Below are 24,514 nucleotides of genomic sequence, written 5' to 3'. Positions count from 1 at the left end.
TCAAAAAAGAGATCAAATGAAAGCAATAAAGAAAAAAATTATAAACGGCTTGGCAGGGGCACTCCTTCTTTCTACTGCAGGTTGTGATTTGCAAGAAGCAAATGTCAACCCAAATGCAGTAACTGAGGTTGGCGTAAACGTCCTTCTTCCCGCCACACAGGCCAATATGACGTGGGCCGTAGGGGACTTTACTTCCCAGGCTACAAGCATCTTGGTGCAATACATGACTGGTACTCTGAACGTGCAGCAAAACGTAACCTTTTATGCTTACGTTCCGCCAAACTTCAACACTCCTTGGAACCATTTTTATAATGGCGCCTTGATAGACTTGAAAAACATAATCGATCTTTCAACCGAAAATCAGGCTTTCCATTATAGAGGCGTAGCCAAAATCCAATCCGCCTTGCTGATGGGTTACTTGGTTGACCTTTGGGGAGATGTGCCTTATTCTCAAGCATTGAATATCGATGAGTTCCCTCAGCCGGCATATGATTCCGGAGAGCAAATTTATGAGGAGATTTTCCGTCTATTGGACGAAGGGATTGCTGATCTTCAGGGTGAAAGCTCCACATCTCCTGCAGCCAATGATTTGGTGTACCCAGCTGGAAACGAAGGCGCTTGGAGAAGCACTTCCCTTCCTAAATGGATCAAAGCAGCAAATTCATTGAAAGCCAGATACCACAATCACCTGAGCAAAGTGGATCCGCAAGGTTCTGCTACCAACGCTTTGGCGGCAATCAATGCTGGTGCTTTCGAAGGAAACGCTGATGATTTAAACACTGTGTTCGGAAACGCTGCAGATGCTGCGGGACCTTGGTTTGGATTCCTTTTGGGTTCTTTCGGTCAAAATAACATTGCCGTGGCTCAGAGATTCATCGATTTGCTTGAAAACAGGGTAGGGCCTGGTCAAAATGACCCGCGCCTTCCTTATTTCATCGCGCCTAATTCTGCCGGGGAGTTTGTAGGAGCCTCCTATGGTGCTGCATCTATTCCTAGCAATGTGTCTATAGTTGGTCCTTACCTTAATAACGAATCGGCACCAACTAGCATCATGACTTACTCTGAGTTGAAGTTTATCGAAGCGGAAGCGAATCAGCGACTTGGGCAGTATGCATTGGCTGCAGAAGCCTTGAATCAAGCGGTGGCAGCTTCTCTTATGAGAGTGACAGGTGCTGCTGATCCAGCTTATATAGCTGAATTCGGATCCGAGACAGCTGCCTCAATGGAAGCCAATGGCCTGGAGAGGATCTTTATGGAAAAGCACATAGATATGTACTTGAAAACTGAGTCTTGGGCGGATTGGAGAAGAAGTATCCCTGCAGGAGCTGACGGTACCACCAGTGGTATACCATTCCTTGAACCAGCGGATGACAATTTTACCAATGACGTATTCCCAAGAAGATTCCTTTATCCAACTTCAGAATTGGACAACAACTCGGCGAATGTACCGACCGGTTCTCCAACAGTAAAAGTGTTCTGGGACCTATAATTTTAAACAAATGAAGATGAAAAAATATATAGCCATATTGACCATGCTGGTCATGGTCGGCCTAACCTCTTGTTTTGATGAATACGATGAGGGATATGACCTTTTAGGACGTGTCGCTTCGATACCAGTATTCACAGTTTCCAGCACTACAGCTGCCCCTGGGGCTGATGTTACAGCTAATTTTCGCTATTTTTCTGAGCATGAGCCTGTGACCGGGCTTCGCTTGATTGAGATAATAAGCGGAAACGAAACTGTGGCGGCTTCTAAGGATATCACAGGACACAACGTGAGGGATTCGTATGAAGATTCCTTTACTTACACTGTTCCGGCAAGTTTAGATCCAGGTACAGCGATCACTTTATGGATCGAAGTAGAAACAGCCAATGGACTTACTAATAGAGGTAGCATCAACCGAGTAGTGACGGTTGCAGAGCCAGCAGAATAATCAATAACCTTATATATAAAAAGACTTCCATATGCTGTGGAAGTCTTTTTTCTTTGCTAATAACCCAAACCAAGCATTATGCATTTGATCAAATATATTACTGGGATATTATCCTTTGTTTTAATTTTTACCTCCTGCCAGCAGTCAGATTCCGCCACAGAATCTTACGACCTACTTATCCAAAATGCCCAAATCATAGATGGAAGTGGAGAAGAAGCTTACCCAGCCAACGTGCTCATAAAAGGGGACGAAATCATCAAGATTGAAAAAGATCTAACTAAGACATTTGAAGCCACCAGAACTATCAATGCCAATGGAAAAATACTGGCTCCCGGCTTTATTGACACCCACACCCACGGAGATCCATTGCAGACTCCTGAATTCCCAAATTTTTTATCAATGGGAGTCACTACCATTTTCATGGGACAGGACGGTTCCAGCCCAAAGACCACTGACCTTGCAGCTTGGATGGATGAGGTGGATGCTGCCGAGCCAGGTGTAAACGTCGCCATGTTTGCAGGACACGGTACGTTACGAATGCTTTCGGGAATAGAGTACGACAAAACCCCTTCTGAGGAAGGATTTCAAAAACTTGATCAGCTGGTGGCTGATGCCATGAAAGCAGGTGCATTCGGGGTGACCACTGGTCTGGAATACAACCCTGGTTACCTTGCAGATAGAAATGAACTCGCCCGTGTGGCAAAAGTGGTGGGGGAACATGAAGGAATCATGATGAGCCACATGAGAAATGAGGATGACGATGCCATTGAGGAATCTTTGGATGAATTCCTTTCCCTTGCAGAGCATTGTCCTGTCCACGTTTCGCACATAAAAGTTGTCTACGCAAAAGGAGAGGAGCGAGCAATTGAGGTTCTTGGAGTTTTGAACCAAAAAAGACAAAGGGGACATACTGTCACGGCAGATCTATATCCATATGAGGCTTCATATACCAGCATTTCCATCCTTTTCCCAGAATGGGCCAAGCCACCGGCTGATTACAATGAGGTAGTGGCAAGCCGTGGAGATGAACTTTTAACGTACTTACGTAACCGTGTGAATTTAAGAAATGGACCCGAAGCCACCCTTTTGGGAACTGGGGAATACAAAGGAAAAACGCTTAAGCAGGTTGCCGAGGAAAAAGGAAAGGCTTTTGAAAGAGTCTTGATGGAAGACATTGGACCAGCTGGAACGAGCGCAGCCTATTTTGTCATGGACGAAACGGTGATGAAGGAGTTTATGAAAGACCCTTACGTTAACATCTGCTCTGACGGAAGTCTTACCGGCAATCACCCTAGAGGCCATGGCACATTTGCCAAAATAATCGAATCATATGTAGTCAACGAACCGGTACTCAAGCTGGAAGAAGCGATCCATAAAATGACGGGACTTGCCGCCAAAAATGTTAAATTACAAAATAGAGGACTGATCAGAGAAGGCTATAAAGCAGATATGGTCCTTTTCGAACCTTCCGAAGTCAAAGCCATCGCAACCTACGAAAATCCGGGCCAATTGGCCAAGGGGTTTGATCTAGTAATTGTAAATGGTAAAATTGCTAAAGAGGGAGAGGAGTTTAAAAACCGATCAGGAAAGATCATTAAGAAATAAACCATGAAAAAGCCTTTTATCAGTGTTATTGGCCTACTGGCTTTTTGGGCATGTAGCCCTGCTCCTCAGGAGCAAAAAGATTTAGAAACCCTGAAAGCGGAAATCACTGAGGAACTGTCCTCCGTGGAGGGAGATTTTGCGGTGGCCTTCAGATTGTTGGGGGGCTCAAATAAAGAGATCCTGATCAACGAAAAGGAAAACTTCCATGCGGCCAGCACCATGAAAACACCCGTGATGATCGAGGTATACAAGCAGGCTGCCGCCGGTATATTTCAACTGTCCGACTCCATCACCGTGCACAACGAGTTTAAAAGCATTGTGGACGGCAGTGCTTACAGTATGCAATTGGGTGTGGATAGTGAGGAGGAGCTTTACGATCGCATTGACAAAAAAGCCACCATCTATGACATCACTTACGCGATGATCATCAAGAGCTCCAATCTGGCTACTAACATTTTGATTGATCTGGTAGGAGCTGAAGAGACTACTGGATCCATGAGAGATATCGGAGCACCCGATATTATGGTCTGTAGGGGAGTGGAAGATCAAAAAGCCTTCGACCAAGGCCTGAATAATACCACTACAGCCTACGACCTTATGGTCATCATGGAAGCAATTGCCACCGGTAATGCTGTAGATGAGGAAGCCGATGCCCAGATGTTTGACATCCTGGCCGACCAATATTTCAAAGACCTCATTCCTGCCCATCTACCGGAAGATGTGGTGGTCGCCCATAAAACAGGCTTCATCACAGGCGTTCAACACGACTCCGGCATCATTAGGCTTCCTGATGGAAGACAATACGCTTTGGTTCTTTTGTCAAAGAATTTGGGTGATAGGGATGAAGGCAAAAGAGTGATGGCGAATGTATCGAAGATGATATATGATTATGTGTTGGCGCTAGATTAGGAACGTACCCTCACTTCATCATTCGGCGTTCATCATTCATTATTCATTATTATAAAAATGATGAATATCGAATTATGAATAATGAATAATGAAATAAAAATGAAGACCATAAACACCCATTTGACATGAAAAAAGCTCTTTTTATTTTCCTAGTCTTTTGCTTCATCACCAGCTTAAGCGCCCAGGACTTCACCATGGAACAGGTTACTGCCTATCCCTTTCCCTCCGAGCTGACCACTTCATCGGGCAGTGATAAAATGGCTTGGGCCTTCAATGAGCAAGGCAAAAGAAATATCTACGTCGCCCAGGGACCGGATTTTGAACCCCGAAAACTGACCAATTATGACAAAGACGAGGGCCAGGAAATCAGCAGTCTTCAGATCTCCGCTGATGGCAACTGGATCATATATGTAAGAGGAGGAGAGCATGGAGGCGGAAACGCCCATGTGTATGTCAATCCGACCAGTCTTCCCAACCCTCCAAAGGTGGAAATATGGAAAGTACCTTTCAGTGGAGGTGAGCCAGTGCTCATTGGCGAAGGCGACCAGCCCACACTTTCACCGGATAGCAAAAAGGTAGCTTTCATCCATGGAGGCCAAGCTTGGGGCGCAAACTTAGAAAATGATGAGCCTGCGAAAAAACTTTTCACCTCCAAAGGATCCACAGGTTCTTTGGAGTGGTCCCCTGATGGAGAAAAACTTGTATTTGTAGCCTCCCGTGGCGACCATGCTTTTGTGGGTATTTATAGGAATGAATCAACCTCAATAAAATGGTTAGCGCCGGCATTTGCCCGAGACCGTTCACCAAGATGGTCTCCCGAAGGTGATAAAGTTGTTTTTGTCCGCACCCCTGGTGGTGGAGGAGAACCGGACAGCCTGTTGGTTCAGCAACACCGCCCTTGGAGCATATGGACAGCCGATGTGGATTCTGGAGAAGGACAGCAAATCTGGAAGGCTCCCGAAACGCTGGAAGGTTCCGTTCCTACCACCCACGGTAGCTTCAACCTACATTGGGCTGGAAACGAAAATATCGTTTTTCTAAGCTATGAGGACGGATGGCCGCATCTTTACTCCATACCCGAAGATGGAGGCGTGGTTACCCAGCTGACAAAGGGTGACTTTATGCTCGAGCACATTACATTGAGCAAGGACGGTAAAAAAGCCATCTTCTCAGCCAATACCGGTTCTGCTCCAGAAGACCTGGACCGCAGACATATAGGAATGGTATCGGTGGATGAGGCTGATATGGAGTTGATGACTGACGGAGAGGGAATAGAGGCCTTCCCGCATTTTATGGGAGATGGAGATAAACTTGCTCTTTTCAGCGGGGATGCCCGGCAGCCATTGTTACCTGCAGTATTGGAAATCAGTAGCAAGAATCTGGATGTTCTAGCAAAGGATAGACTTCCGGAAGACTTTCCGACAGACTATTTTGTGGAACCCAAGCAAGTGAGTTTTGAAGCTCCGGATGGTGTAAAAGTTTACGGCCAGTTGTTTGAAAAAGAAGGCGGAGATAGCCAAAAACCAGCCGTGGTCTTTGTACATGGCGGACCTCAAAGGCAGATGCTGCTGGGGTGGAGTTATATGGATTATTATTCCAATACCTATGCACTCAACCAGTATCTGGCCAACCAAGGTTTTGTGGTACTTTCGGTCAATTTCAGGATGGGAATAGGCTATGGACATGATTTCCACAAACCTGAAGGAGCTGGGATTTCCGGTGCTTCCGAATATCAGGACGTGAAGGCTGCAGGCGAATATCTTGCCGCGCTTTCACAAGTGGATGAAAACAGGATTGGCGTGTATGGAGGCTCCTATGGAGGATACCTCACTGCCATTGCTCTAGGACTTGACTCGGATCTGTTTGCTGTAGGTGTGGATATCCACGGGGTACACAACAGGGACGGTTACATTAAAATCCCCGACGGAATTGAGCAGGCGCCTGATTTGAAAAAGGCGAGACAAACGGCCTGGGATTCTTCCCCAGTTGCTATGCTGGATAATTGGACTTCCCCAGTGTTGCTGATCCATGCCGATGATGACCGGAACGTGAACATCAGTCACAGTGTGGATCTGGCCAGAAGGCTGGAGCAGCGGAACATCCCCTACGAATACCTCGTCATCCCTGATGACACCCACCACTGGATGGTCTATTCGAATATGGTCAAAGTCAACCAGGCGACCGCTGATTTCTTGATGAAGCATTTGATGAAATAAAGAAAATAGGGACACAGAGTTTCTCAGAGTTTTAAAGGGAGTTTCTCAGAGTCTCCTTCGCGGCCAATTTCCTGCTCCCACTCTATTTAAACTCTGTGTCCTAATTTTGATTCAATTATATTATGTACAAATACCTACTTACCGCTTTAACCCTAATCATTACAATAAATGCCGAAGCCCAGCGTCTCAACAAGCGCCAAGTCAAGCTGATCTTTGATCGATCTGAGATTATGCAGGAGCATTTTGTCGGCTTTGTATTGTATGACCAAGAGAAAGGGCGGGTTATCTATGAGGAAAATGCCAACAAGTACTTTCTCCCTGCGTCCAACACCAAGTTGTTTACCCTTTATGCAGCACTTAATATGCTGGGCGACTCCATTCCGGCTTTGAGGTATGAGGAGCGAGGGGATTCCCTGATCGTCTGGGGGACCGGCGATCCGACTTTTTTGCATGAAAAGTTTGAGGACCAAAGAGCGTTTGAGTTTCTTAAAGGCCATGACAAGCAGATCTATCTTTCCATGGATAGGGACGGTGCGTCCGTTATGGAGCCGAGCAACTGGAGGGCAGATATCAATACTTTCCCCATTGCGGCCAATACTGCCCAGATTACTGGTGGACCGGAAGGCTTCAAATCTTTTCCATCCGTGATTTCACAATACATCAAGCCGGACAGTTCATTTGTAGCAGACCGATTTACCCTGAGAAGGGCCAAGGTGGGATATGAACTCAATTACCCTCTTCTACCAATTCCCGAAGAATTTGACAGCAAAGTTCTTTATTCCGTGGGAGCTGAACTTACAGCTGAACTACTTTCAGATACGCTAAAAAGGGAAGTGAAGCTCACCAACCTTGCCATGCCTGAAGAGGCCAAAACTTTATATAGTGTGCGTACTGACTCCTTACTAAAACACATGATGCTGCCCAGTGACAATTTTCTGGCGGAACAAATCTTGATGCTTTGTTCCTCTACCTTGGAAGGAGAAATGGGAATTAAAAATGCCATTGACCATAGTTTGGAAACCTTTATGGATGACCTTCCTGCTGAACCCAAATGGTCAGACGGTTCTGGACTTTCTAGATTTAACCTATTTACCCCAGAAACGATCATTGCATTGATCGGTAAGATTAAGGCTAAAGTAGGAGATGAGGAAAGGCTTAAAGACCTTATGCCTGTGGGCGGATTGAGTGGTACATTAAAGAGTGCCTATCAGCTTGACAACGGGGTGCCTTTCGTTTGGGCCAAAACAGGCACCTTGACTTATGCCCATCTCCAGAGTGGAATCTTGGAAACCCGTAAAGGGAAAAGACTAAGGTATGCTTTTATGAACAACAATTATGTTAGACCCACTTCAGAAATCCGCGAGGAAATGGTCCGCATCATGACCGAAATCCACGAAAGATTTTAATCTTTGGTCTTCCGTCTCCGGTCTCCCGTCTTCTCCATAGATTCCCTCTATCTGCCATAGATTTTAATAGTTAAGAAAGTAAGGTTTTATCTATTCCTTTTTGTAATTTTAATTGTATTCAAAAAGGCAATATAAATTTTACCACTTTATACTATGGAAAACAACAAAGACAGAAACACAGCCCCCGACACCCCTGTTTGGGATACCAATGAATCCAGCAGGTGCCCATTTTTAAGCGGAGCCGTAAGGTCCACCGCGGGCAGTGGAAACACCAACCGGGACTGGTGGCCAAACATGCTTAACCTGAAAATTTTGCACCAGCATTCTTCTCTTTCCAATCCCATGGGTGAAGATTACAACTACAGGGAGGAATTCAAAAGTCTGGACTTGAAAGCAGTAAAAGAGGATCTTACTAAGCTGATGACCGATTCCCAGGATTGGTGGCCTGCAGATTATGGCCATTATGGCCCATTTTTTATTCGGATGGCCTGGCATAGCGCAGGTACATACCGAATCGCCGACGGGCGCGGTGGCGCAGGTTCAGGATCCCAGCGTTTTGCCCCATTAAACAGCTGGCCTGACAATGCCAACTTAGACAAAGCCCGCCTTTTGCTCTGGCCGATCAAACAGAAATACGGAAAAAAACTATCATGGGCAGATCTTTTGATTCTGACCGGTAACGTTGCTTTGGAATCCATGGGCTTCCAGACTTTCGGGTTTGCTGGAGGTCGGGAGGACGTGTGGGAGCCTGAGGAGGATATCTATTGGGGTTCTGAGGGTGAATGGTTAGGTAATAAAGAGCGTCACGAAGGGGGAACCTTGGAGAACCCCCTTGGTGCCTCTCATATGGGGCTTATCTATGTCAACCCGGAAGGACCAAATGGCAATCCTGACCCAGTGGAAGCGGCCCATCATATTAGGGAAACTTTCGGCAGAATGGCTATGAATGATGAGGAAACTGTGGCTTTGATCGCCGGGGGACATACCTTCGGCAAAACTCACGGTGCAGCAGACCCAGGAGAATATGTGGGAGCAGAGCCAGCTGGCGCTGGTATTGCAGAAATGGGCTTGGGCTGGAAGAATACTTTCGGCAAAGGACATTCAGGAGATACCATTACCAGTGGTCTTGAAGGTGCTTGGACCACCTCTCCAACTCAATGGAGCAACAATTTCTTCGAGAATCTCTTCGGTTTTGACTGGGAATTAACCAAGAGCCCTGCTGGAGCACATCAATATAAGCCAAAAAATGGGGCGGGAGAAGGTACCGTTCCCGATGCACATGACCCAAATAAGAAGCATGCACCATTTATGCTGACTACAGATCTATCCCTTAAGATGGATCCAGCTTATGAGAAGATTTCAAGAAGATTTTTTGAAAACCCTGAAGAGTTTGCCGACGCTTTTGCACGTGCTTGGTACAAACTGACCCACAGGGATATGGGGCCGCTTTCAAGATATCTGGGTCCGGAAGTTCCGCAAGAGGAACTGATCTGGCAAGACCCGATTCCTGCCGTAGAGCATGAGTTGGTGGATGATAATGATATCGCTGGCCTAAAGGATAAATTATTGAATTCCGGGCTTTCTGTAGGCCAGTTGGTCACCACTGCCTGGGCTTCCGCTTCCACTTACCGTAATTCTGATAAGCGAGGAGGGGCTAATGGAGGCAGGTTACGTTTGGCACCACAGAAAAACTGGGAAGTCAACAATCCTGAAGAGCTATCCAAAGTCCTCAATGTAATTGAGAGTATCCAAAGGGATTTCAATGACAGCCAGAGTGGCAACAAAAAGGTTTCTGTTGCTGACCTGATTGTACTCGGAGGATGCGCAGCGGTTGAAAAAGCAGCCAAAGACGCTGGATTTGAGGTGAGTGTTCCATTCACCCCCGGACGTGCAGATTCCAGTCAGGAACAAACCGATGTGGAACAGTTTTCCATGCTGGAACCAAATGCTGATGGATTCAGAAATTACTTTGGTAACCACGAGCACGTATCTGCATCAGCTGAAGAAATGCTCATCGACCGGGCCCAACTGATGACCTTAACCGCTCCCGAAATTACTGTACTGGTAGGAGGGATGCGAGTATTAGATACCAATTTCGACCATTCCAAACATGGGGTGTTTACCGATCGACCAGGTCAATTGACGAATGATTTCTTCAAAAACCTGCTCGATATGAGAACTACCTGGAAAGCTACCACGGATGAAGACAAACTTTTCGTAGGAAGTGACCGCCGAACAGGGGAGGTCAAATGGACTGGTTCCCGAGTGGACCTGATCTTCGGTTCCAATTCAGAACTGCGGGCATTTGCAGAGGTTTATGCTTGCAATGATGGTCAGGAACGTTTTGTCAAGGACTTTGTGAAGGCCTGGGACAAGGTGATGAACCTTGACCGGTTTGATTTGAAGTAAGAAAGTTTAAGCTTGAAAATAAAAGGCACTTTGGAGACAGGGTGCCTTTTTTAGTTTTAAATTGGTCACAAAGTCGCTCAAAGTTCAAAAAAAGTCGCACGAAGTCTTCACGTGGTGTTCGTTGCGTATTTCTCAGCGGCGTTGCGTGAAACTCATTAATCTCAGGGACTAGTGTCCAATTTCACCACCATTTCCGCCACCCTTCTTCCCAGCCCCTCTGCTTTAATCAGAAAAACTTCCTGAACGGGCTTACCCGCAAATTCGCCCTCTCCGGTGATAGCAGAGGCTCCAAAAGCAGCCTCAGTCTCCTCGCCTCCGATGATGATCATGCCGTGGATAAGCATGGAGTGGATGATGTTGAGCATCACCAGTTCCTCCCCGATGGAGATGCCGCCTCCTGTAGCAAAAGCAGCCCCAATTTTGTCTTTCATTGGCCGGGCCTCAAACGGCCAGGAATTGATGAACTCCTGCACTGCGGGTGCTATATTGGCATTATAGACAGGCGAGCCTAGAATTATAGCTCCTGCCCGTAGCAAGTCATCCTCTGTAGTTTCTGTTATGGGTTTCAGAACCACCTCTACCTCTCCGGACTCCGCTCCCTTAGCCACCGCTTCGGCCATTATTTTGGTATGTCCTGACGGGCTGTAATATGCTACCAATACGACAGGCTTTGATTGAGCCCTCAGAATTATTGGAGCCGCAAGCCAAATAAGGCTGAAAAGGAGAAAAGCGTAATATTTCATACAGATTTAGGAATTGAAAATGTAAAATTAGGAATTAAAAATGAAGTATCCCGTTGTTCCCGTTGTTCCAAGGCTTTGCCTTGGAACTTCGAAAATAGAGGCCTGCCTTTGCCGGTAGGCAGGCTTAGCCTCTTTTAATCGTATAAAAATATCCTTCATTTTGATTATTTTTACTACATAACTCTCTACTTAACTCAATAACCATGGCAAATCATGTAAGCTTAAGGTTAACTGTCGAAAAAACGGATACGGGCTATTCTGCATTTGCAGGAGACTATCCAATTTTCACCACCGGAAAAACTTTCCCCGATTTGATCATTAATGCCTATGAGGCTTCTGATTTGTGCTTCGAAGATGAAGAGGGATCAAATAAATACCATGACATTAGCTTTCAGGTAGAATATCTATAGATCTCTGTACCCTCTGCCTGCCCGCCGGGGCGGGATCCTCTGCGGTTATCCATTTTCCACTAAAACTCATCTCCTCCATTTTTGATGTCTTTGCGACCGTTGCGCCTTTCTTTGCGCCGCTGCGTGAAATTGTTTCCGCGAAGCAGCGACTCTGTGAAACTCCTTTTAAAACTCATTTAAACTCTGTGTCCTTTTACATTCCTCTACCTGATTTCCAATCCTTTAAATTTTCACCCCTTAATTTCCCGCCCTTCTTTTAAGAAAACTCTCGCATTAAGGTTAACTTGCAAGCCAGAAATCATCCGACCGGATAGGCTCTTTTCGAATAGCCTTCCGGTCTGTACATTATCGTTAAAACCATGAATATCAACCATTACCTCAAGATTGCCGAGGAGCTGAGCATCAAACTCAAGCAGGTGACCGATACGGCTGCCTTATTGGATGAAGGAGCTACCGTGCCCTTTATTTCCCGCTATAGAAAGGAAGTAACCGGAAGCTTGGACGAAGTGCAGGTAGCCGGCATCAGGGACAGGGTGCAGCAGCTGCGCGACCTGGACAAAAGGAGGGAAGCCATCCTCAAGTCCATCAAAGAGCAAGAAAAACTCACCCCCGAATTGGAGGAAAAGATTAATGGAGCCGAAACAATGGCCCTATTGGAGGATCTTTACCTGCCCTACAAGCCGAAAAGAAGGACCAAGGCCACCATTGCCCGCGAAAAGGGACTGGAGCCATTGGCCAACAAGATATTTGAACAGGAATCCTTTGACCTGGAAGCCGAAGCAGCTCAATACGTGGATGCCGAGAAGGAAGTAAATTCCACCGAGGAAGCCCTTCAGGGCGCCCGCGACATCATCGCCGAATGGGTAAACGAAAACGTGGAGCTCAGAAAGCAGATGAGGGACCTTTTCATCAACGAGGGCAAGTTTACCTCCAAAGTGATTCCCGGCAAGGAGGAAGAGGCGCAGAAATACAAGGACTACTTTGACTGGTCCGAGCCTATCAAGACCGCCCCTTCCCACAGGGTGCTGGCCATGAGAAGGGGAGAGAAGGAGCTGTTTCTGATGCTCGATTCCCAACCGGAGGAAGTGGATGCCATAGCTTTGATGGAAAAAATTGTGGTCCAGAATGCCGCCAACACGGCCGTGGAGCAGGTAAAAATCGCCATCAAGGATGCCTACAAGCGTTTGCTGAAGCCTTCCATGGAAACAGAGGTGAGGCTATATACCAAGAAAAAAGCCGACGAGGAGGCTATCAAGGTTTTTGCTGAAAATCTGAGACAATTGCTTTTGGGTGCACCATTGGGCGAAAAGGCCGTGATGGCCATTGACCCGGGGTTCAGGACAGGTTGCAAAACCGTATGTTTGGGGCCTCAGGGGCAGTTGTTGGGCTTTGATGTCATCTATCCCCATGAGAATAGAAAGATTGCCGAATCAGGAGCTTTGGTCAAGCACCTGGTCGAAAAGCATCAAATTGAAGCTATTGCCATTGGTAACGGTACCGCCAGTAGGGAGACGGAATCCTTTGTGAAGTCTTTGGGGCTTCCGAAGCATGTGATCGTGGTGATGGTAAACGAAAGCGGCGCTTCCATCTATTCGGCTTCGGACGTGGCGAGGGAAGAATTCCCGGATCAGGATCTGACTGTTAGGGGAGCCGTATCCATCGGCAGGAGATTGATGGATCCATTGGCCGAGTTGGTGAAGATTGACCCCAAATCCATCGGGGTAGGGCAGTACCAGCACGACGTGGACCAGTCCGCACTGAAAAATTCCCTGGACGATACCGTCATGAGCTGTGTTAACGGCGTGGGCGTGGAGGTCAATACCGCTTCCAAGCAGCTGTTGACCTATGTTTCCGGTCTAGGCCCTTCCTTGGCGCAGAACATCGTCAACTACAGAAACACCAACGGCCCCTTCAAGAGCCGTGATGAAATCAAGAAAGTCCCAAGACTTGGCGACAAGGCCTATGAGCAGGCAGCCGGTTTCTTGAGGATTCGAAACGGGATTAATCCATTGGACAGGAGCGCTGTACACCCGGAAAGCTATACCGTGGTGCAGAAAATGGCCGCTGATCTGGGTGTGGACGTGAGCGATCTGATGAGCAGCGAGGAACTGAGACAGAATGTGGTATTAAAGAACTACGTTTCTGAGACCATCGGTCTGCCGACCCTACAGGACATCATGGCCGAGCTTTCCAAGCCGGGCAGGGACCCGCGGGAGACCTTTGAGGTGTTCAGCTTCCAGGAAGGCGTCAACGAGATGAAGGACCTGCAGGTAGGCATGAAGCTTCCCGGCGTGGTGACCAACATCACCAATTTCGGAGCCTTCGTAGACGTGGGCGTGCACCAGGACGGCCTGGTCCACCTGAGCCACCTGGCCGACAAGTACGTCTCTGATCCCAATGAAGTGGTAACCGTCAACCAGAAGGTGGAGGTGACCGTGATGGAAGTGGACCTTGGCCGAAAAAGAATAGGGCTGAGTATGAAGTCCGATCCCTTTGCCGAAAGGCCGCCCAAGGGCGGAAAAGGCGGCGGAAGGCGCCCCAAAGAGGAAAAGGAACCCGAAGGAGATTTAGCGGCTAAGCTGGCGATGCTGAAGGGGAAGTTTAGGTAAAAGATAGCCACGAACTTGCCTGCAGAAGGCAGGTGCACGAATAAATATTGGTGCATTCGTGGCCTGACAAATAAAAGCAAAGGCTGCCTCTTAAGTAGAGGTAGCCTTAATTATTTAAAGAAGTTCTCTCAGTATCACTCAGCCCTGGAAAGGCTCCCGGAAGAAGCCATCCCTAATGGTTAAAGGCAACGAAAACTTTAGCAAAGTTCTGCCACCTGTCCTTTTCCCTTCTAAAAACATAAATTTCAGAGGAGCCGGTATTGGTGTGAAACGAGCTGTAAAACATAAAGGCGTACACCCTGCCGTCTTCGCCAGTTTGGAAGACGGGGAAGGTTATCCTATCTACTTTTCCGACCTCAGACACATCATCAGTTCGGCGTAAGCTTGAGACATCAAGTTTTTCTTCCTGAAGCTGGACTTCCTTCAAATTTTCAAACATGCTATCCAGCTCGTGCCTTTGCTTGACTGAAAAAATCGTGTCAAAATCAACATGTCTTTCCAGTTCTACAATAAAATTTTCCTTCCTGTTCTCTTCGTTAATAACTTGATATCTCAGCCATCTCTTCAAATACCCATCATTACCACCATACGTTTTGTAATAAAGACCTTTTTGGGAAGTAGGAAATTGGTTGATGAGTTCATACCCTAACTCTATATGATCTGTTTTCGTTGGTATGTAAGACTTTTTGGAGCAGCTAACCAAGATTATTGTGAGAAATATTAATGTTCTCTTCATGTCTAAATATAATTAACCAGCTTACAATCATCCAACCGAACAAGAGAGGAAAATGAAACCGAAGGCAGCAGGGCTTCCAAGCTGACGATGCTGGGGGAAGTTTAGGTAAAATAAAATTGCTGCGAATACCTAAATTATTTGTATTTAAAAATTTGTGAATTTATGGCTGAATGTGGATGAAGGCTCCCGATAGGGAGCCTTTTTTATGTTATAGATACAAATACCACTGCAAACCTTTCCCATTTATCCCCATCTCTTTTGTAAATGTATATCTCGGAAGAACCATTTAATCCATCTATGGAGGACCAAGAATAAAAGAAAAAGGCAAAGATATTATCATTTTTATCTCTTTGTATGATAGGGAAAGTTAACGCCTGAAGGAAATCTACATCCAATTCAGTACGTTTTCGGGTGTATCTTAGCCTATTGATGTTGAGTTTTTCTTCTTTTAAATTAACAGGTTCTATATTCTTAAGATTATTGTCTAGCTTTTCCTGTTGTTGAGAGGAAAAAACTGTGTCAAAATCTACAAACCTATCCCTTTCTAAAATATAACTTTCCTTCCTGTTGTTAAAGTTAATTGATTCATAGTTAAACCAATCTTTTAACCTATTATCTACATCAAACCCTTTGGTTTTATAGAATAAAGCACCCTCTATTATATCAAATTGATTTAATAGCTCATAAGCAAGATGTTCATCATCTATAGTTACAGGATGATTTTTTAGAGAAGTGCAGCTAAGGGTTAAGAAGATGCTGCAATTAAATGCAAGGATCACCTTTAGCCATTGGTTCATTTTTTGCCTCATTTTGGATAACGTTTATAGCTCTACTTCTCTCATTAAAATTCGGAAAATTTGCTTTAAAGGCTTCTGTTAAAACAGACTGACCTTTGATTTTATGATGAGTAAGCCCTCCCCATGCCAAATCCTTATAGTATTGCCATCCATGATTGCCACCTCCTCCATAATTTTTATCCCACTGGTGTAAAGATAGGGCCATTGCCTCAATATATGCTGGCATAAACTCATGATGAAGGATATTTGGATCAGTTATACCTGTAGAAAAGCTGTAATTCCGTATGGCATCATAAGGGTCGTCGTATGGATTTGCTCTTTGTTCATACTGTAAGTATGCATGTATGGATTCATGGATCATCGTTCTTGCAATTGATAATTGGGTTGCAGTATTTAAATAATTAGGATTAAATGAAGTGGTTATTTCATATTGTCCTGTTGTTGGATTTATTCTTGCAAAACTAGTGTTGGCAGATTCATCGTCTTCTAAACCGACTCCCTCCTTCACTATGTAATCAAATTTATCCGACTGTTTGAATAAATTCAGAACCATTTGGGTGATGTTTACATTAGTCCCGTTTAAAGAGGTTATGTTATCTAAATTTATATGGGTGAGGTTGTCAAAGATGCCACTGGCACAAGGATTGTTCAATTCATTTTTTAGATTATAAAAGAAATCAATCCACATCCCTCCTCCATAATAATCGGGAGGTATCATAAGCGTACCATCATTTAACGAAGTATCGTATCCTCCTGTTTCTGGTATAGGTTGGCATTCCAGCGATACCATAGGTTCCGAATGATATACTGTACCACTGGAGGTAGTGACAGACCAGATATTCCACGTCGTTAGACTATAGCATAAGGAGGCGTTATTTTCATCAGGTTGCTTCTGGGCAAATTCCTTAAATTCAATTTGCTGACTGATTTTTCCTTCCTTAAACCTTAGGCCATTTATAGGGCGTTCGTTCCAATCAAACCAATTATAAGTGCCTGAGAAGTCTTCGGAAACTCTTAAAAATCCAAAATCCTCTTTTTTAAAACGGGAATTGGGATATTGAAGGTCTGGCACTATCTTCAATATAAACGTATCCAGTTCGCCATTCTGCCTTTCAACTATGATTAATTCTGTGGTAACCATATCCTTTAAGCGGGCAAAGAGAGAAGGGATAGCTGCCTTTGGATTTGGGCTGTCAATATTTAAAGGAAAATACGGTTCCATATAGCTAAGCCCAAAGACGTGGGTCTTTTCATTTTTCGGGTTTACTTCAATTCGGTATTCATCCCAAAGTATAGTCCTTTCCAATGGTTTACTCCTTCCTGTTTCAGAAGTTATAAGAAACACCTTTTCTTGTCCAAGGTCTTCAAGCTTTTTCAATATCTAGCTATCAAGCCCTTGGTTATTCAGTTTGCTATCAGGAAATTCGTCTGTTTCCTCTACACAGCCTGTGGCAAGTAATATAGCGCACAGCAGGGATACAAAGATCCTTAAAACAATAGTAGGGGGGATAAAATTGTTTTCATTTTTTGCTAGTTTAAAGTTTAAAGTGATTGTAATGTATAGATTAGGGATTTAGTTTCAAAATATTCATCGGAAAAAATGAAAAATATCAGGTGGAAGAAATCGCTTCAGAAAGGAAAAGGCACACGAAGGAGCCCTCGTTGCCAAGGCTGAAGGGAAGGTTTAAGTGAAATAAAATTGCCATTACATTTACTGTCTTTCTATTCTTTTGTACATATCTGGATAACCCCTGACTAAACATGAAAATTACTGAATGCCATCGAGTATTGGACTATGAAACTCTCATTTGTCTTAAGCTCTTTTATTCCACAGATTCTAGCAATATAAAGTCAATACGTCCCTACTTTCCTCCTAATCCCTCTCTTTAACATCGGTTGGGCAAAGGCAGGATAAAGCAGGGGTAAAGGCACTCCACTAGGGACCCACTAGGCTCCCACTAGGGTTCCACTTCGGTACCAGTAGGGGTATAGGCACAGTGGATGGATACTGGATGCTCACTACGTGGGTACTGATTACCTATTGATGCTCCCGAACCCCTTCACAGAACTTTACACCAGAATGGGTAGCAATTGCCTGAAGATAGGGAGGTAGATAGCCACTATGGCCTTGGACTATAAATAGCAGCTAACCTAACTGGCAAAAGGTTGGTGCACAAATAAAATTAAGGGTAAATGATGTTAAAGTTCGTAACTCCATTGCTTTTTTATTTTATCGTAGTTGACATGTACATGTCTGTGATGACGAACCGCTTCCCCAGTCTTTTTAAATATTTTTGGTTCCCACTGTTTTAAATTCTCGAGAATTTTAATGGCGGCTTTTTCAAATTCATTTGGCTCTCTCTGATTAGAATAGTCATATTCAATGATGGTTTCAAATAGTGGATGTTGGATTCGATTGTTGGGCCGAAGCAAATAAACCCCCTGAAGAACTCCTTTTTCATCAATTTTCAAGTCCAAAATGGTATGACTACTTTGTAAATCTGCCTCCGGAGAAGCAGAAAACAGCGAATCTATATTGATTTTAGGCTCAGGTATGGTAAAGCCACCTTCAAACCTATATATATAATCTGTTAAAATAAAGTCTTGAGCATTTTCAAGAACCTCAACATGTTTTATGTTTTTTATGCCATAGTTTATCAACTTTCCAGAGTTGGAACAAATTCCTCCAAAATTGAGCCTATTATCTTTATAGTAAGCGTAAACAATCCATTCTTCTCCTTCATTTATACTCCAGTCGCATGAAGTCCAAGTTCCTGTGAACTTTCCTTCGGCAGGAAAAGTAAATTCTAAAGACTTGGTTTCCGGATCTCCCTTGTAAATCTTTTGAACATTAAAATTGATGGTGAACTCCTGCTTGTCTTGCGAATAGGTCTTGGCTTCCACTTTACCTTCAAATACCATCTCCGAAGCATAATATTCCAAAATGGGTTTCTGAATATCACATACACATGCTATTCCTCTATGGCTATTCCAGAAAAGGAGTCCAAGAATAAAAATAAGCTTAGAATAAAATTTTCCCATAATTTTTTGACTCAAACGGAAGATAATATACTTTTTACTTAGTTCATGGAAGAGGTATTTCTTAACCCTCAAACATCACCACCACAGGTTTGTCAAGCCCCTTTTTATTGATTATTATTAAATCAATCCTTCCTCTTCCAGTTCTTCTTTTAATCTATAGTAGCTTTTTAGCTTGGATTGAAGGAAGTACCAGTTCCCTATTGCTGTCTTCTGATTTGTCAATTTTTTCGGTGGGCTTGGATATTTTGCTCACATCAACATTGTCCATTATTTCCAGGGAAAAGGTGTCTCCAGCATTAATATAATCTTCAAAATATTTATGCTTGAGGTTCTTTTTTACCAAAGACGAGAATGCAGCCCACCCCTCATTTTTTCATCTTCATTTTTGAGGATAATTGAAAATGATGTTAATCCATTTTCAACTCCTAAAATATATTCTTTATGGTTGAATATGATTTTTAATGCTTTCATATAATTTTCTTTAGTTATTGGCATTTGCTTTCTATGTTCCGTTCCGCCAGGTTTCTGTAAAAACCCACACTTTCCCCATCAGCAAATTCCCGCAGTCGGCGGATCAATTCCTGCTGTTCATAATTCCCAAGAATAATCTTAGTGTAGGCAAGGTTGGCCCGACGGTTTTCGCTTTTCAGCAGCTTTAATTTTTCATCTAGATCCATTCCCGGATCCAGTTCAAGCTCAAGTTCCCTTTCTATTTCCAGGGTTTTTTCCCGATAGGGTTCCAGATCCACTCTGCTGTCTGCAAGGATGAGGTCATGAAAAATACTCAGGTTCACTCCCCAGTCAAAGGTATACTTCTTCAGTATTTCCTTTCCAAGAGCCTTCACTTCCTTCTCCCTTCCGGCTTCCCGTAGGACCTTCAGAATGGAGAGGTAATTCACTCCAATGGAATAATTGTCTGGGTTTTCCCGCTTCAACTCTTCCTCCACAAGGGAGTTGTAAATAGCTAAAGACTTGTCATGCTCACCTGTAAAGGAGAGGTATAAGGCTTCCTGATGAGCTATTACCTTGGCGATTTGGGGAAAATATGGATCTGCTTCATGCTTGTCTCTGAAATTCCTGATTTCGGTTATGGCCTCTTCATCACTTTTTTGCAGGAGGCTTCTCAATAGGTTATGGAACTTTTGCTGTAAGGGATGTAGAGTTCTCATATGGGAATTAGCAGGAGTATTGTTTCAAATAATTAAACCATAATATCAGGAATTTATTCCTTAGTTCAAAAAAACTGTGAAAGAGCAGATATCAAAATAAGAATGAAAATGGTGATTAGTTCTGTTCTATAAATCAAACTGACTTAGAAAACCTTGAGAATCTTCGTCTTTGTAATAAAAAACCGAATAGAGTAACTTTTCCGGCTTTTCTTTTCCGTTAAATAAAATCTCCCATTTGCTTTTGGAGATCATAGTCTTTAATTCTGAGACTATAGAATCCATCCCACTTTCCCCCAGAAGGGTAATCTTTTGTGCCTGAAGGTCTGGGTCCAAAGAAATCTCAAACAAAATAAAAGAATTACTTTCTAGACGTATTCCGTCAAATTTTTTAAGATTTATACATCTTGAAATTTCATGCAACTTTACCTGATTGACAAAATCAACTCTTTTTTCCTTTAAGGTATGCAACATCTTTAATTCTCGCTTTAAACCTTGATTGTCCCAGCTTTTAATAAAGGTCGTTCCTGAGCAGTAATTTATTTGAAGTTTTTCCTGATAATTATTGGCATAAACAATCATTATAGTTCCTCGGGGAATTGAAATGCCGCAGCCAGCCCCGGAATCACCTTGATAATTGCCAAGAACAAAGATTGAACTAACCTGATTTCCTTTAAAATGTTCTTTTATATCAATTTCGATACTATAATAATCGGAGTCCGGCGCATTTGGATGGACCTTTAAGACCTCAGCAAGGGCAACAAAATCCGCTTCTGCGTATTTTTCAGCAAACAAGGAAGGCATACAAGAACAAGCAAAGACTTCAACTTTAACGAGGAGGAGGATTATGGTCAGCGCAATTTGGAATTTCTTTATATTCATTTTACATGGTATGAGGGGAAGCTGCCTGTTTTACCATCTCTTTCTTCCTGAGCGCCAAGGCAATCACAGCCCCTGCTGTAAAGAACATCAAAAGGCTGTAAATGGCAGGAGGGATGGTCATGGCCGTATTCTGCAGCATGGAGGCGGCAATGGTAATGGCCAGGGTGCCGTTTTGGATGCCGGATTCTATGGAAACAGTGATTCGCTGCTTGGAACTCAAGCTAAACATTTTGGAAGTCATATATCCCATCAGTAGGGTCATGATGTTAAGGCTCAAGGTGACCGGGCCGGCCAGGATAAAATACTCCACCAGGTGTTCCCTTTCCTTCAAAATGGCCCCGGCAATGATGACGATGAGGAAAACAGCAGACATAAACTTTACCGGTCTGTCTGCCAACCGTGCCCATGAAAGGGCAAAATTCCTTATTACCATGCCCAAGACAATGGGGATTATGGCTATAACAAGTAATTTTAATATAGTTCCAGCCAAAGGCAAAGTGACTGCTTCCCCCGCTGGCATGAAGTGCAGGATGGAAAAGTTGACGATCAAGGGGATGGTAAACATGGACACCACCGTGGTGATGGCCGTCAAAGATACTGACAAGGCTATATCGCCTTTAGCCAGGTGCGTACAAAGGTTTGAAGTTGGTCCGCCCGGACACGCTGCCAGCAACATTACCCCCACAGCAAGTTCCAGTTTCAGGGAAAACAGCATCAGCAGTAGAAACGCCATCAGGGGCAATAGGAGCAGTTGGTTGAGCAGGCCGATGGATATGGGTTTTGGATTACGAAAAATCCTTTTGAAATCAGCCGGGACCAGGTTTAGCCCCATGCCGAGCATGACTATAGCCAGGGCAAGGGGGAGGAGGAGGTCAGTGACGATGTTTTGTTCCATAAGATTAGGTGGTAATTTTCCACTAAAAGGAACGATAATAATAAGGAAAGTACTTTAAAAATCATCATTCATCCATCTAAATTCCTTATTTTTTATATATAACCACCAGTAGACGACAAAACCTAACTGATTATTGATCAGTTTCTACTTAACCGCATCCGCCATCCGCCATCCGCCATCCGCCATCCGTCATCGGTCATCCGTCATCCTTCATCCGTCATCCCACTTCCCACTATCCCTCTGAGACCAGCTTTGGTAGGGAGGCCATGACGGCCCGGATTTCGGCAAAGCTGTATTTCTCTCCAAGGATTTCCCGTATTTCAGAACTTTTCAACTCTTCCTTGGCCTCCTGAATTACTGCGAGAATGGATTCCTTTTTGTCCTGCGAAACAAACTCATCCAACTTGACTTCTCCGGTTGGAATGAATGAAATTAGATGACTTTCTATCGTGCCGGTCACCAGCCCTCTTTCGGTTGCAATTTCGGCAATGCTTTTCCCTACCCGATACAGCTGAAGGGAAAGGCGCATAGAATCACCTTTTAACGGTTTTTTGCCTTTAGGCCTCTTTTCTCGGAAGGGCTGCTTCTGGATAGGCTTTTGGTTGGTAGCCGTGCTTGATTTTAGCTTTTCGGCAGCAATTTGGTCCAGCAGCTCCCCGGGCTGTCCTCCTTGGGTCAACCCTTTGCTGATTTGCGTCATTTGCTGTAGTTTCTTGCTTTTGGACTGAAGCCTTTGCAATAGGCTCTCCAATTCTTGGAGGTGTCGTTTGGCTTTTTTTGGTTGGGATTTCAAGGCCTCGATATGCTCCTTGAGTGGCTGCAGCATCTTTTCCTGCAGGTTGGATTCGAAATAATCCGTAGCGGCAAGTACTCGCTCATGGATGGTGGTATAATGGTCCGCTTCGGCTTTTGGGAGCAGTTGCTCGAGTTGCCTGGTGAATTTTTCGCCTACTTCCTGAAACTCCACTGCCTGAAGGAAAAGTCCTTGGGATATACGCAGGGCTTCTTCCTCAAGGGGGATCCTTCTTGTGGGCAGGTCTAGATGGAATTCCTCTACCTTTTCGGCCAACTTGTGCCAGCTGAAAACCTGTAGCAGGGAATCATGCACAAAATGCTTTTGGGCAACTTTCAGCCGTTCTTCCAAATCAGAACGCTCCGGTTCTGTATTAGCAAAGGCCAAGGCCTCCTGATCGGTACTGATGCAATCGGCATGGATGGGAGACTGGAGAACCAGGCCTTCCAGGGATTGCAGGCGGCTGAGGGCTACGTAGACCTGTCCGGCTGCAAAGGACTCCCCGGCATCCACGATGGCCTTGGCAAAGGTGAGGCCCTGGCTTTTGTGGATGGTGATGGCCCAGGCCAGCCGCAGAGGATATTGGGTAAAGGAGCCTTTCAGTTCCTCTACCACCTGTTCTTTTTCGGCGTCGTATTCATATCGCACGTTTTCCCAAACTTGCTTTTCCACCAGCAGCTCTCCGGGCTCATGGGGAAAGACCACGTGGATTTCATCACCCTTGATGCTGCTGATGGTGCCGGTTTTGCCGTTATAAAAACGGCGCTTCTCCCCATTATCGTTGCGGATAAACATGACTTGGGCGCCTTCTTTGAGCTGGAGTACCTTTTCCGCGGGCAGGGCATTCTCATTAAATTCACCTTCTATCTTAGCCTCGAATTCGTATAGCCTGCCGGGCAGTTTTTTCAGTTCCTGCCGGTTGATGACATCCGCCTTGGCGTTGTGGGAGGTCAGGGTAATGTATTCCCCCTTGGTGGTGGGTTTGAAATTGGGCTTATAAAATGTCCTCAACAAAGCCATATCCTCCCTGGTAGGCTGGTTGTTGCGCAGGTTGTTGAGCAGCTTGATGAAGGTTTCGTCGCTTTGCCGGTAGATTTTTTTCAGTTCTAAATAAATAGGCGGGTTTTCCCGGAGGGCCTTAGCATGGAAAAACATGGGGCTTTCATAATATCGGCTTAGGACCCGTTGCTCTGTATCCTTGACCACCGGAGGTAACTGAAACAGATCGCCAATAAAAAGCATCTGAATACCGCCAAATGGCTTGTAGGGAGCTTTTCTCACGTGCCTCAACACCATATCCATGGCATCCAGCAGATCAGCTCTCACCATGGATACCTCGTCGATCACCAGGAGTTCCAGTTCCTGCATCAGTTCCCGCTTGGCACGGGAAAGCCTGAGGTGCTGGAGCAGGCTTTTTCGATTGAAGAAATTGCTGCCCATGCCGGACAGGTTTTCGTCACCTGGGATAAAGGATCCGAAGGGCAGCTGGAAAAGGGAGTGGATCGTCACCCCGCCTGCATTGATGGCGGCCACCCCGGTGGGGGCTACTACTACCATTTGCTTGGGACTGCTGGCTTTGATATACTTGAGGAAAGTCGTTTTTCCCGTTCCTGCCTTGCCGGTCAGAAACAGATGTTGGGCCGTTTGATTGACAAACTGTACGGCCATTTGAAAATGCTGGTTGGATAAATCCGGCTGTTGCATAGTTATGAAAGGTTAAGGCTAAAAATATAACACTGTAATTCAGCTGCTTATTTACGCAAGGACGCATTCATTTTGGCGGCAACTTTTAAAAAAATCGGGGAACGCTAATTCGGTAAATTTCCTAGAACGTCTCTTTCGGTCTCCGGTCTTCCTTTTTCGGTCATCGGTCTCCGGTCTTCCAGCTTATAACATAAAGATAAAGAAGAGTTGGGAATTTGTCAATTCTGCTATACTATTTTCGAAACCCTTGCCCATTGT

Annotated in this window: 20 protein-coding genes; 9 read left to right on the top strand and 11 right to left on the bottom strand. The window is 44.8% G+C overall.

The window, feature by feature from the left end:
• Nucleotides 1–16 precede the first annotated feature (16 nt).
• The 7 genes from FPL27_RS14220 to katG all read left to right on the top strand — a co-directional run bounded on the left by FPL27_RS14220 (nucleotide 17) and on the right by katG (nucleotide 10,479).
• Nucleotides 17–1,489, top strand: coding sequence for a SusD/RagB family nutrient-binding outer membrane lipoprotein (locus FPL27_RS14220; protein WP_143961722.1), 1,473 nt, complete (start codon nucleotides 17–19; stop codon nucleotides 1,487–1,489).
• 16 nt (nucleotides 1,490–1,505) lie between these two features.
• Nucleotides 1,506–1,934: a hypothetical protein gene (locus tag FPL27_RS14215; protein ID WP_143961721.1), complete on the top strand. Its 429-nt coding sequence runs from the start codon at nucleotides 1,506–1,508 to the stop codon at nucleotides 1,932–1,934.
• 78 nt (nucleotides 1,935–2,012) lie between these two features.
• The gene (locus FPL27_RS14210; RefSeq protein ID WP_143961720.1) at nucleotides 2,013–3,539 is read left to right on the top strand and encodes an N-acyl-D-amino-acid deacylase family protein; all 1,527 of its coding nucleotides are present in this window, start codon (nucleotides 2,013–2,015) and stop codon (nucleotides 3,537–3,539) included.
• Nucleotides 3,540–3,542: 3 nt separating this feature from the next.
• Nucleotides 3,543–4,448, top strand: coding sequence for a serine hydrolase (locus FPL27_RS14205; protein ID WP_143961719.1), 906 nt, complete (start codon nucleotides 3,543–3,545; stop codon nucleotides 4,446–4,448).
• A 125-nt stretch (nucleotides 4,449–4,573) separates the two neighbouring features.
• On the top strand, nucleotides 4,574–6,664 hold the full coding sequence (locus tag FPL27_RS14200; protein ID WP_143961718.1) for a S9 family peptidase: 2,091 nt from the start codon (nucleotides 4,574–4,576) through the stop codon (nucleotides 6,662–6,664).
• A 122-nt stretch (nucleotides 6,665–6,786) separates the two neighbouring features.
• Complete coding sequence (locus tag FPL27_RS14195) at nucleotides 6,787–8,070, top strand: D-alanyl-D-alanine carboxypeptidase (RefSeq protein WP_143961717.1); 1,284 nt, start codon at nucleotides 6,787–6,789, stop codon at nucleotides 8,068–8,070.
• Between the two features lie 153 nt (nucleotides 8,071–8,223).
• Nucleotides 8,224–10,479: a catalase/peroxidase HPI gene (katG, locus tag FPL27_RS14190; RefSeq protein WP_143961716.1), complete on the top strand. Its 2,256-nt coding sequence runs from the start codon at nucleotides 8,224–8,226 to the stop codon at nucleotides 10,477–10,479.
• A 161-nt stretch (nucleotides 10,480–10,640) separates the two neighbouring features.
• Here the strand turns inward: katG and FPL27_RS14185 are convergent, their stop codons facing one another.
• Nucleotides 10,641–11,222: a flavodoxin family protein gene (locus tag FPL27_RS14185; RefSeq protein ID WP_143961715.1), complete on the bottom strand. Its 582-nt coding sequence runs from the start codon at nucleotides 11,220–11,222 to the stop codon at nucleotides 10,641–10,643.
• Between the two features lie 203 nt (nucleotides 11,223–11,425).
• On the opposite strand from FPL27_RS14185, the gene FPL27_RS14180 reads away from it, so the two are divergent.
• Complete coding sequence (locus tag FPL27_RS14180; RefSeq protein WP_143961714.1) at nucleotides 11,426–11,632, top strand: hypothetical protein; 207 nt, start codon at nucleotides 11,426–11,428, stop codon at nucleotides 11,630–11,632.
• A gap of 359 nt (nucleotides 11,633–11,991) precedes the next feature.
• The gene (locus tag FPL27_RS14175; RefSeq protein ID WP_143961713.1) at nucleotides 11,992–14,241 is read left to right on the top strand and encodes a Tex family protein; all 2,250 of its coding nucleotides are present in this window, start codon (nucleotides 11,992–11,994) and stop codon (nucleotides 14,239–14,241) included.
• Nucleotides 14,242–14,413: 172 nt separating this feature from the next.
• Here the strand turns inward: FPL27_RS14175 and FPL27_RS14170 are convergent, their stop codons facing one another.
• The 10 genes from FPL27_RS14170 to FPL27_RS20215 all read right to left on the bottom strand — a co-directional run bounded on the left by FPL27_RS14170 (nucleotide 14,414) and on the right by FPL27_RS20215 (nucleotide 24,256).
• A complete protein-coding gene (locus FPL27_RS14170; RefSeq protein ID WP_143961712.1) occupies nucleotides 14,414–14,977 on the bottom strand; it encodes a hypothetical protein in 564 nt (187 codons plus the stop codon).
• Nucleotides 14,978–15,180: 203 nt separating this feature from the next.
• Complete coding sequence (locus FPL27_RS14165) at nucleotides 15,181–15,774, bottom strand: hypothetical protein (protein WP_143961711.1); 594 nt, start codon at nucleotides 15,772–15,774, stop codon at nucleotides 15,181–15,183.
• Entirely contained in the window at nucleotides 15,740–17,152 is a 1,413-nt protein-coding gene (locus FPL27_RS14160) for a hypothetical protein (RefSeq protein WP_143961710.1), read from the bottom strand. Before FPL27_RS14160 ends, FPL27_RS14165 begins: the two co-directional genes overlap by 35 nt.
• Before the next feature lie 821 nt (nucleotides 17,153–17,973).
• On the bottom strand, nucleotides 17,974–18,816 hold the full coding sequence (locus tag FPL27_RS14155; protein WP_143961709.1) for a hypothetical protein: 843 nt from the start codon (nucleotides 18,814–18,816) through the stop codon (nucleotides 17,974–17,976).
• 154 nt (nucleotides 18,817–18,970) lie between these two features.
• Nucleotides 18,971–19,159, bottom strand: a complete 189-nt coding sequence (locus FPL27_RS14150) for a hypothetical protein (protein ID WP_143961708.1) — start codon at nucleotides 19,157–19,159, stop codon at nucleotides 18,971–18,973.
• Nucleotides 19,153–19,287 carry a hypothetical protein gene (locus tag FPL27_RS20165; RefSeq protein WP_262712086.1) on the bottom strand — a complete coding sequence of 45 codons (135 nt, stop codon included), beginning with the start codon at nucleotides 19,285–19,287 and terminating at the stop codon, nucleotides 19,153–19,155. The genes FPL27_RS14150 and FPL27_RS20165 overlap by 7 nt, the downstream gene beginning before the upstream one ends.
• A gap of 14 nt (nucleotides 19,288–19,301) precedes the next feature.
• Nucleotides 19,302–19,985, bottom strand: a complete 684-nt coding sequence (locus FPL27_RS14145) for a hypothetical protein (protein WP_143961707.1) — start codon at nucleotides 19,983–19,985, stop codon at nucleotides 19,302–19,304.
• 126 nt (nucleotides 19,986–20,111) lie between these two features.
• Nucleotides 20,112–20,864: a hypothetical protein gene (locus FPL27_RS14140; RefSeq protein WP_143961706.1), complete on the bottom strand. Its 753-nt coding sequence runs from the start codon at nucleotides 20,862–20,864 to the stop codon at nucleotides 20,112–20,114.
• Between the two features lies 1 nt (nucleotide 20,865).
• Nucleotides 20,866–21,795 carry a bile acid:sodium symporter family protein gene (locus FPL27_RS14135; RefSeq protein ID WP_262712093.1) on the bottom strand — a complete coding sequence of 310 codons (930 nt, stop codon included), beginning with the start codon at nucleotides 21,793–21,795 and terminating at the stop codon, nucleotides 20,866–20,868.
• A gap of 196 nt (nucleotides 21,796–21,991) precedes the next feature.
• Nucleotides 21,992–24,256 (bottom strand): helix-turn-helix domain-containing protein, encoded by a 2,265-nt coding sequence (locus FPL27_RS20215; protein ID WP_143961704.1) that lies wholly within the window; start codon nucleotides 24,254–24,256, stop codon nucleotides 21,992–21,994.
• Nucleotides 24,257–24,514 lie beyond the last annotated feature (258 nt).

The sequence above is a fragment of the Litoribacter populi genome (assembly GCF_007483685.1).
Classification (GTDB): Bacteria; Bacteroidota; Bacteroidia; order Cytophagales; family Cyclobacteriaceae; genus Litoribacter; species Litoribacter populi.
Note: the sequence above shows the minus strand (reverse complement) of the source record. Positions and strands in the feature narration are given on the sequence as shown.

Excerpts from the sequence above, each read along its gene's own strand:
- FPL27_RS14220 (WP_143961722.1), top strand. The coding sequence starts at position 17 with ATGAAAGCAATAAAGAAAAAAATTATAAACGGCTTGGCAGGGGCACTC.
- FPL27_RS14155 (WP_143961709.1), bottom strand. The coding sequence starts at position 18,816 with ATGGGAAAATTTTATTCTAAGCTTATTTTTATTCTTGGACTCCTTTTC.
- FPL27_RS14170 (WP_143961712.1), bottom strand. The coding sequence starts at position 14,977 with ATGAAGAGAACATTAATATTTCTCACAATAATCTTGGTTAGCTGCTCC.
- FPL27_RS14205 (WP_143961719.1), top strand. The coding sequence starts at position 3,543 with ATGAAAAAGCCTTTTATCAGTGTTATTGGCCTACTGGCTTTTTGGGCA.
- FPL27_RS14165 (WP_143961711.1), bottom strand. The coding sequence starts at position 15,774 with ATGAACCAATGGCTAAAGGTGATCCTTGCATTTAATTGCAGCATCTTC.
- FPL27_RS14210 (WP_143961720.1), top strand. The coding sequence starts at position 2,013 with ATGCATTTGATCAAATATATTACTGGGATATTATCCTTTGTTTTAATT.
- katG (WP_143961716.1), top strand. The coding sequence starts at position 8,224 with ATGGAAAACAACAAAGACAGAAACACAGCCCCCGACACCCCTGTTTGG.
- FPL27_RS14195 (WP_143961717.1), top strand. The coding sequence starts at position 6,787 with ATGTACAAATACCTACTTACCGCTTTAACCCTAATCATTACAATAAAT.
- FPL27_RS14180 (WP_143961714.1), top strand. The coding sequence starts at position 11,426 with ATGGCAAATCATGTAAGCTTAAGGTTAACTGTCGAAAAAACGGATACG.
- FPL27_RS14145 (WP_143961707.1), bottom strand. The coding sequence starts at position 19,985 with ATGAGAACTCTACATCCCTTACAGCAAAAGTTCCATAACCTATTGAGA.
- FPL27_RS14175 (WP_143961713.1), top strand. The coding sequence starts at position 11,992 with ATGAATATCAACCATTACCTCAAGATTGCCGAGGAGCTGAGCATCAAA.
- FPL27_RS14215 (WP_143961721.1), top strand. The coding sequence starts at position 1,506 with ATGAAAAAATATATAGCCATATTGACCATGCTGGTCATGGTCGGCCTA.
- FPL27_RS14200 (WP_143961718.1), top strand. The coding sequence starts at position 4,574 with ATGAAAAAAGCTCTTTTTATTTTCCTAGTCTTTTGCTTCATCACCAGC.
- FPL27_RS20215 (WP_143961704.1), bottom strand. The coding sequence starts at position 24,256 with ATGCAACAGCCGGATTTATCCAACCAGCATTTTCAAATGGCCGTACAG.
- FPL27_RS14140 (WP_143961706.1), bottom strand. The coding sequence starts at position 20,864 with ATGAATATAAAGAAATTCCAAATTGCGCTGACCATAATCCTCCTCCTC.
- FPL27_RS14185 (WP_143961715.1), bottom strand. The coding sequence starts at position 11,222 with ATGAAATATTACGCTTTTCTCCTTTTCAGCCTTATTTGGCTTGCGGCT.
- FPL27_RS20165 (WP_262712086.1), bottom strand. The coding sequence starts at position 19,287 with ATGAAAGCATTAAAAATCATATTCAACCATAAAGAATATATTTTAGGA.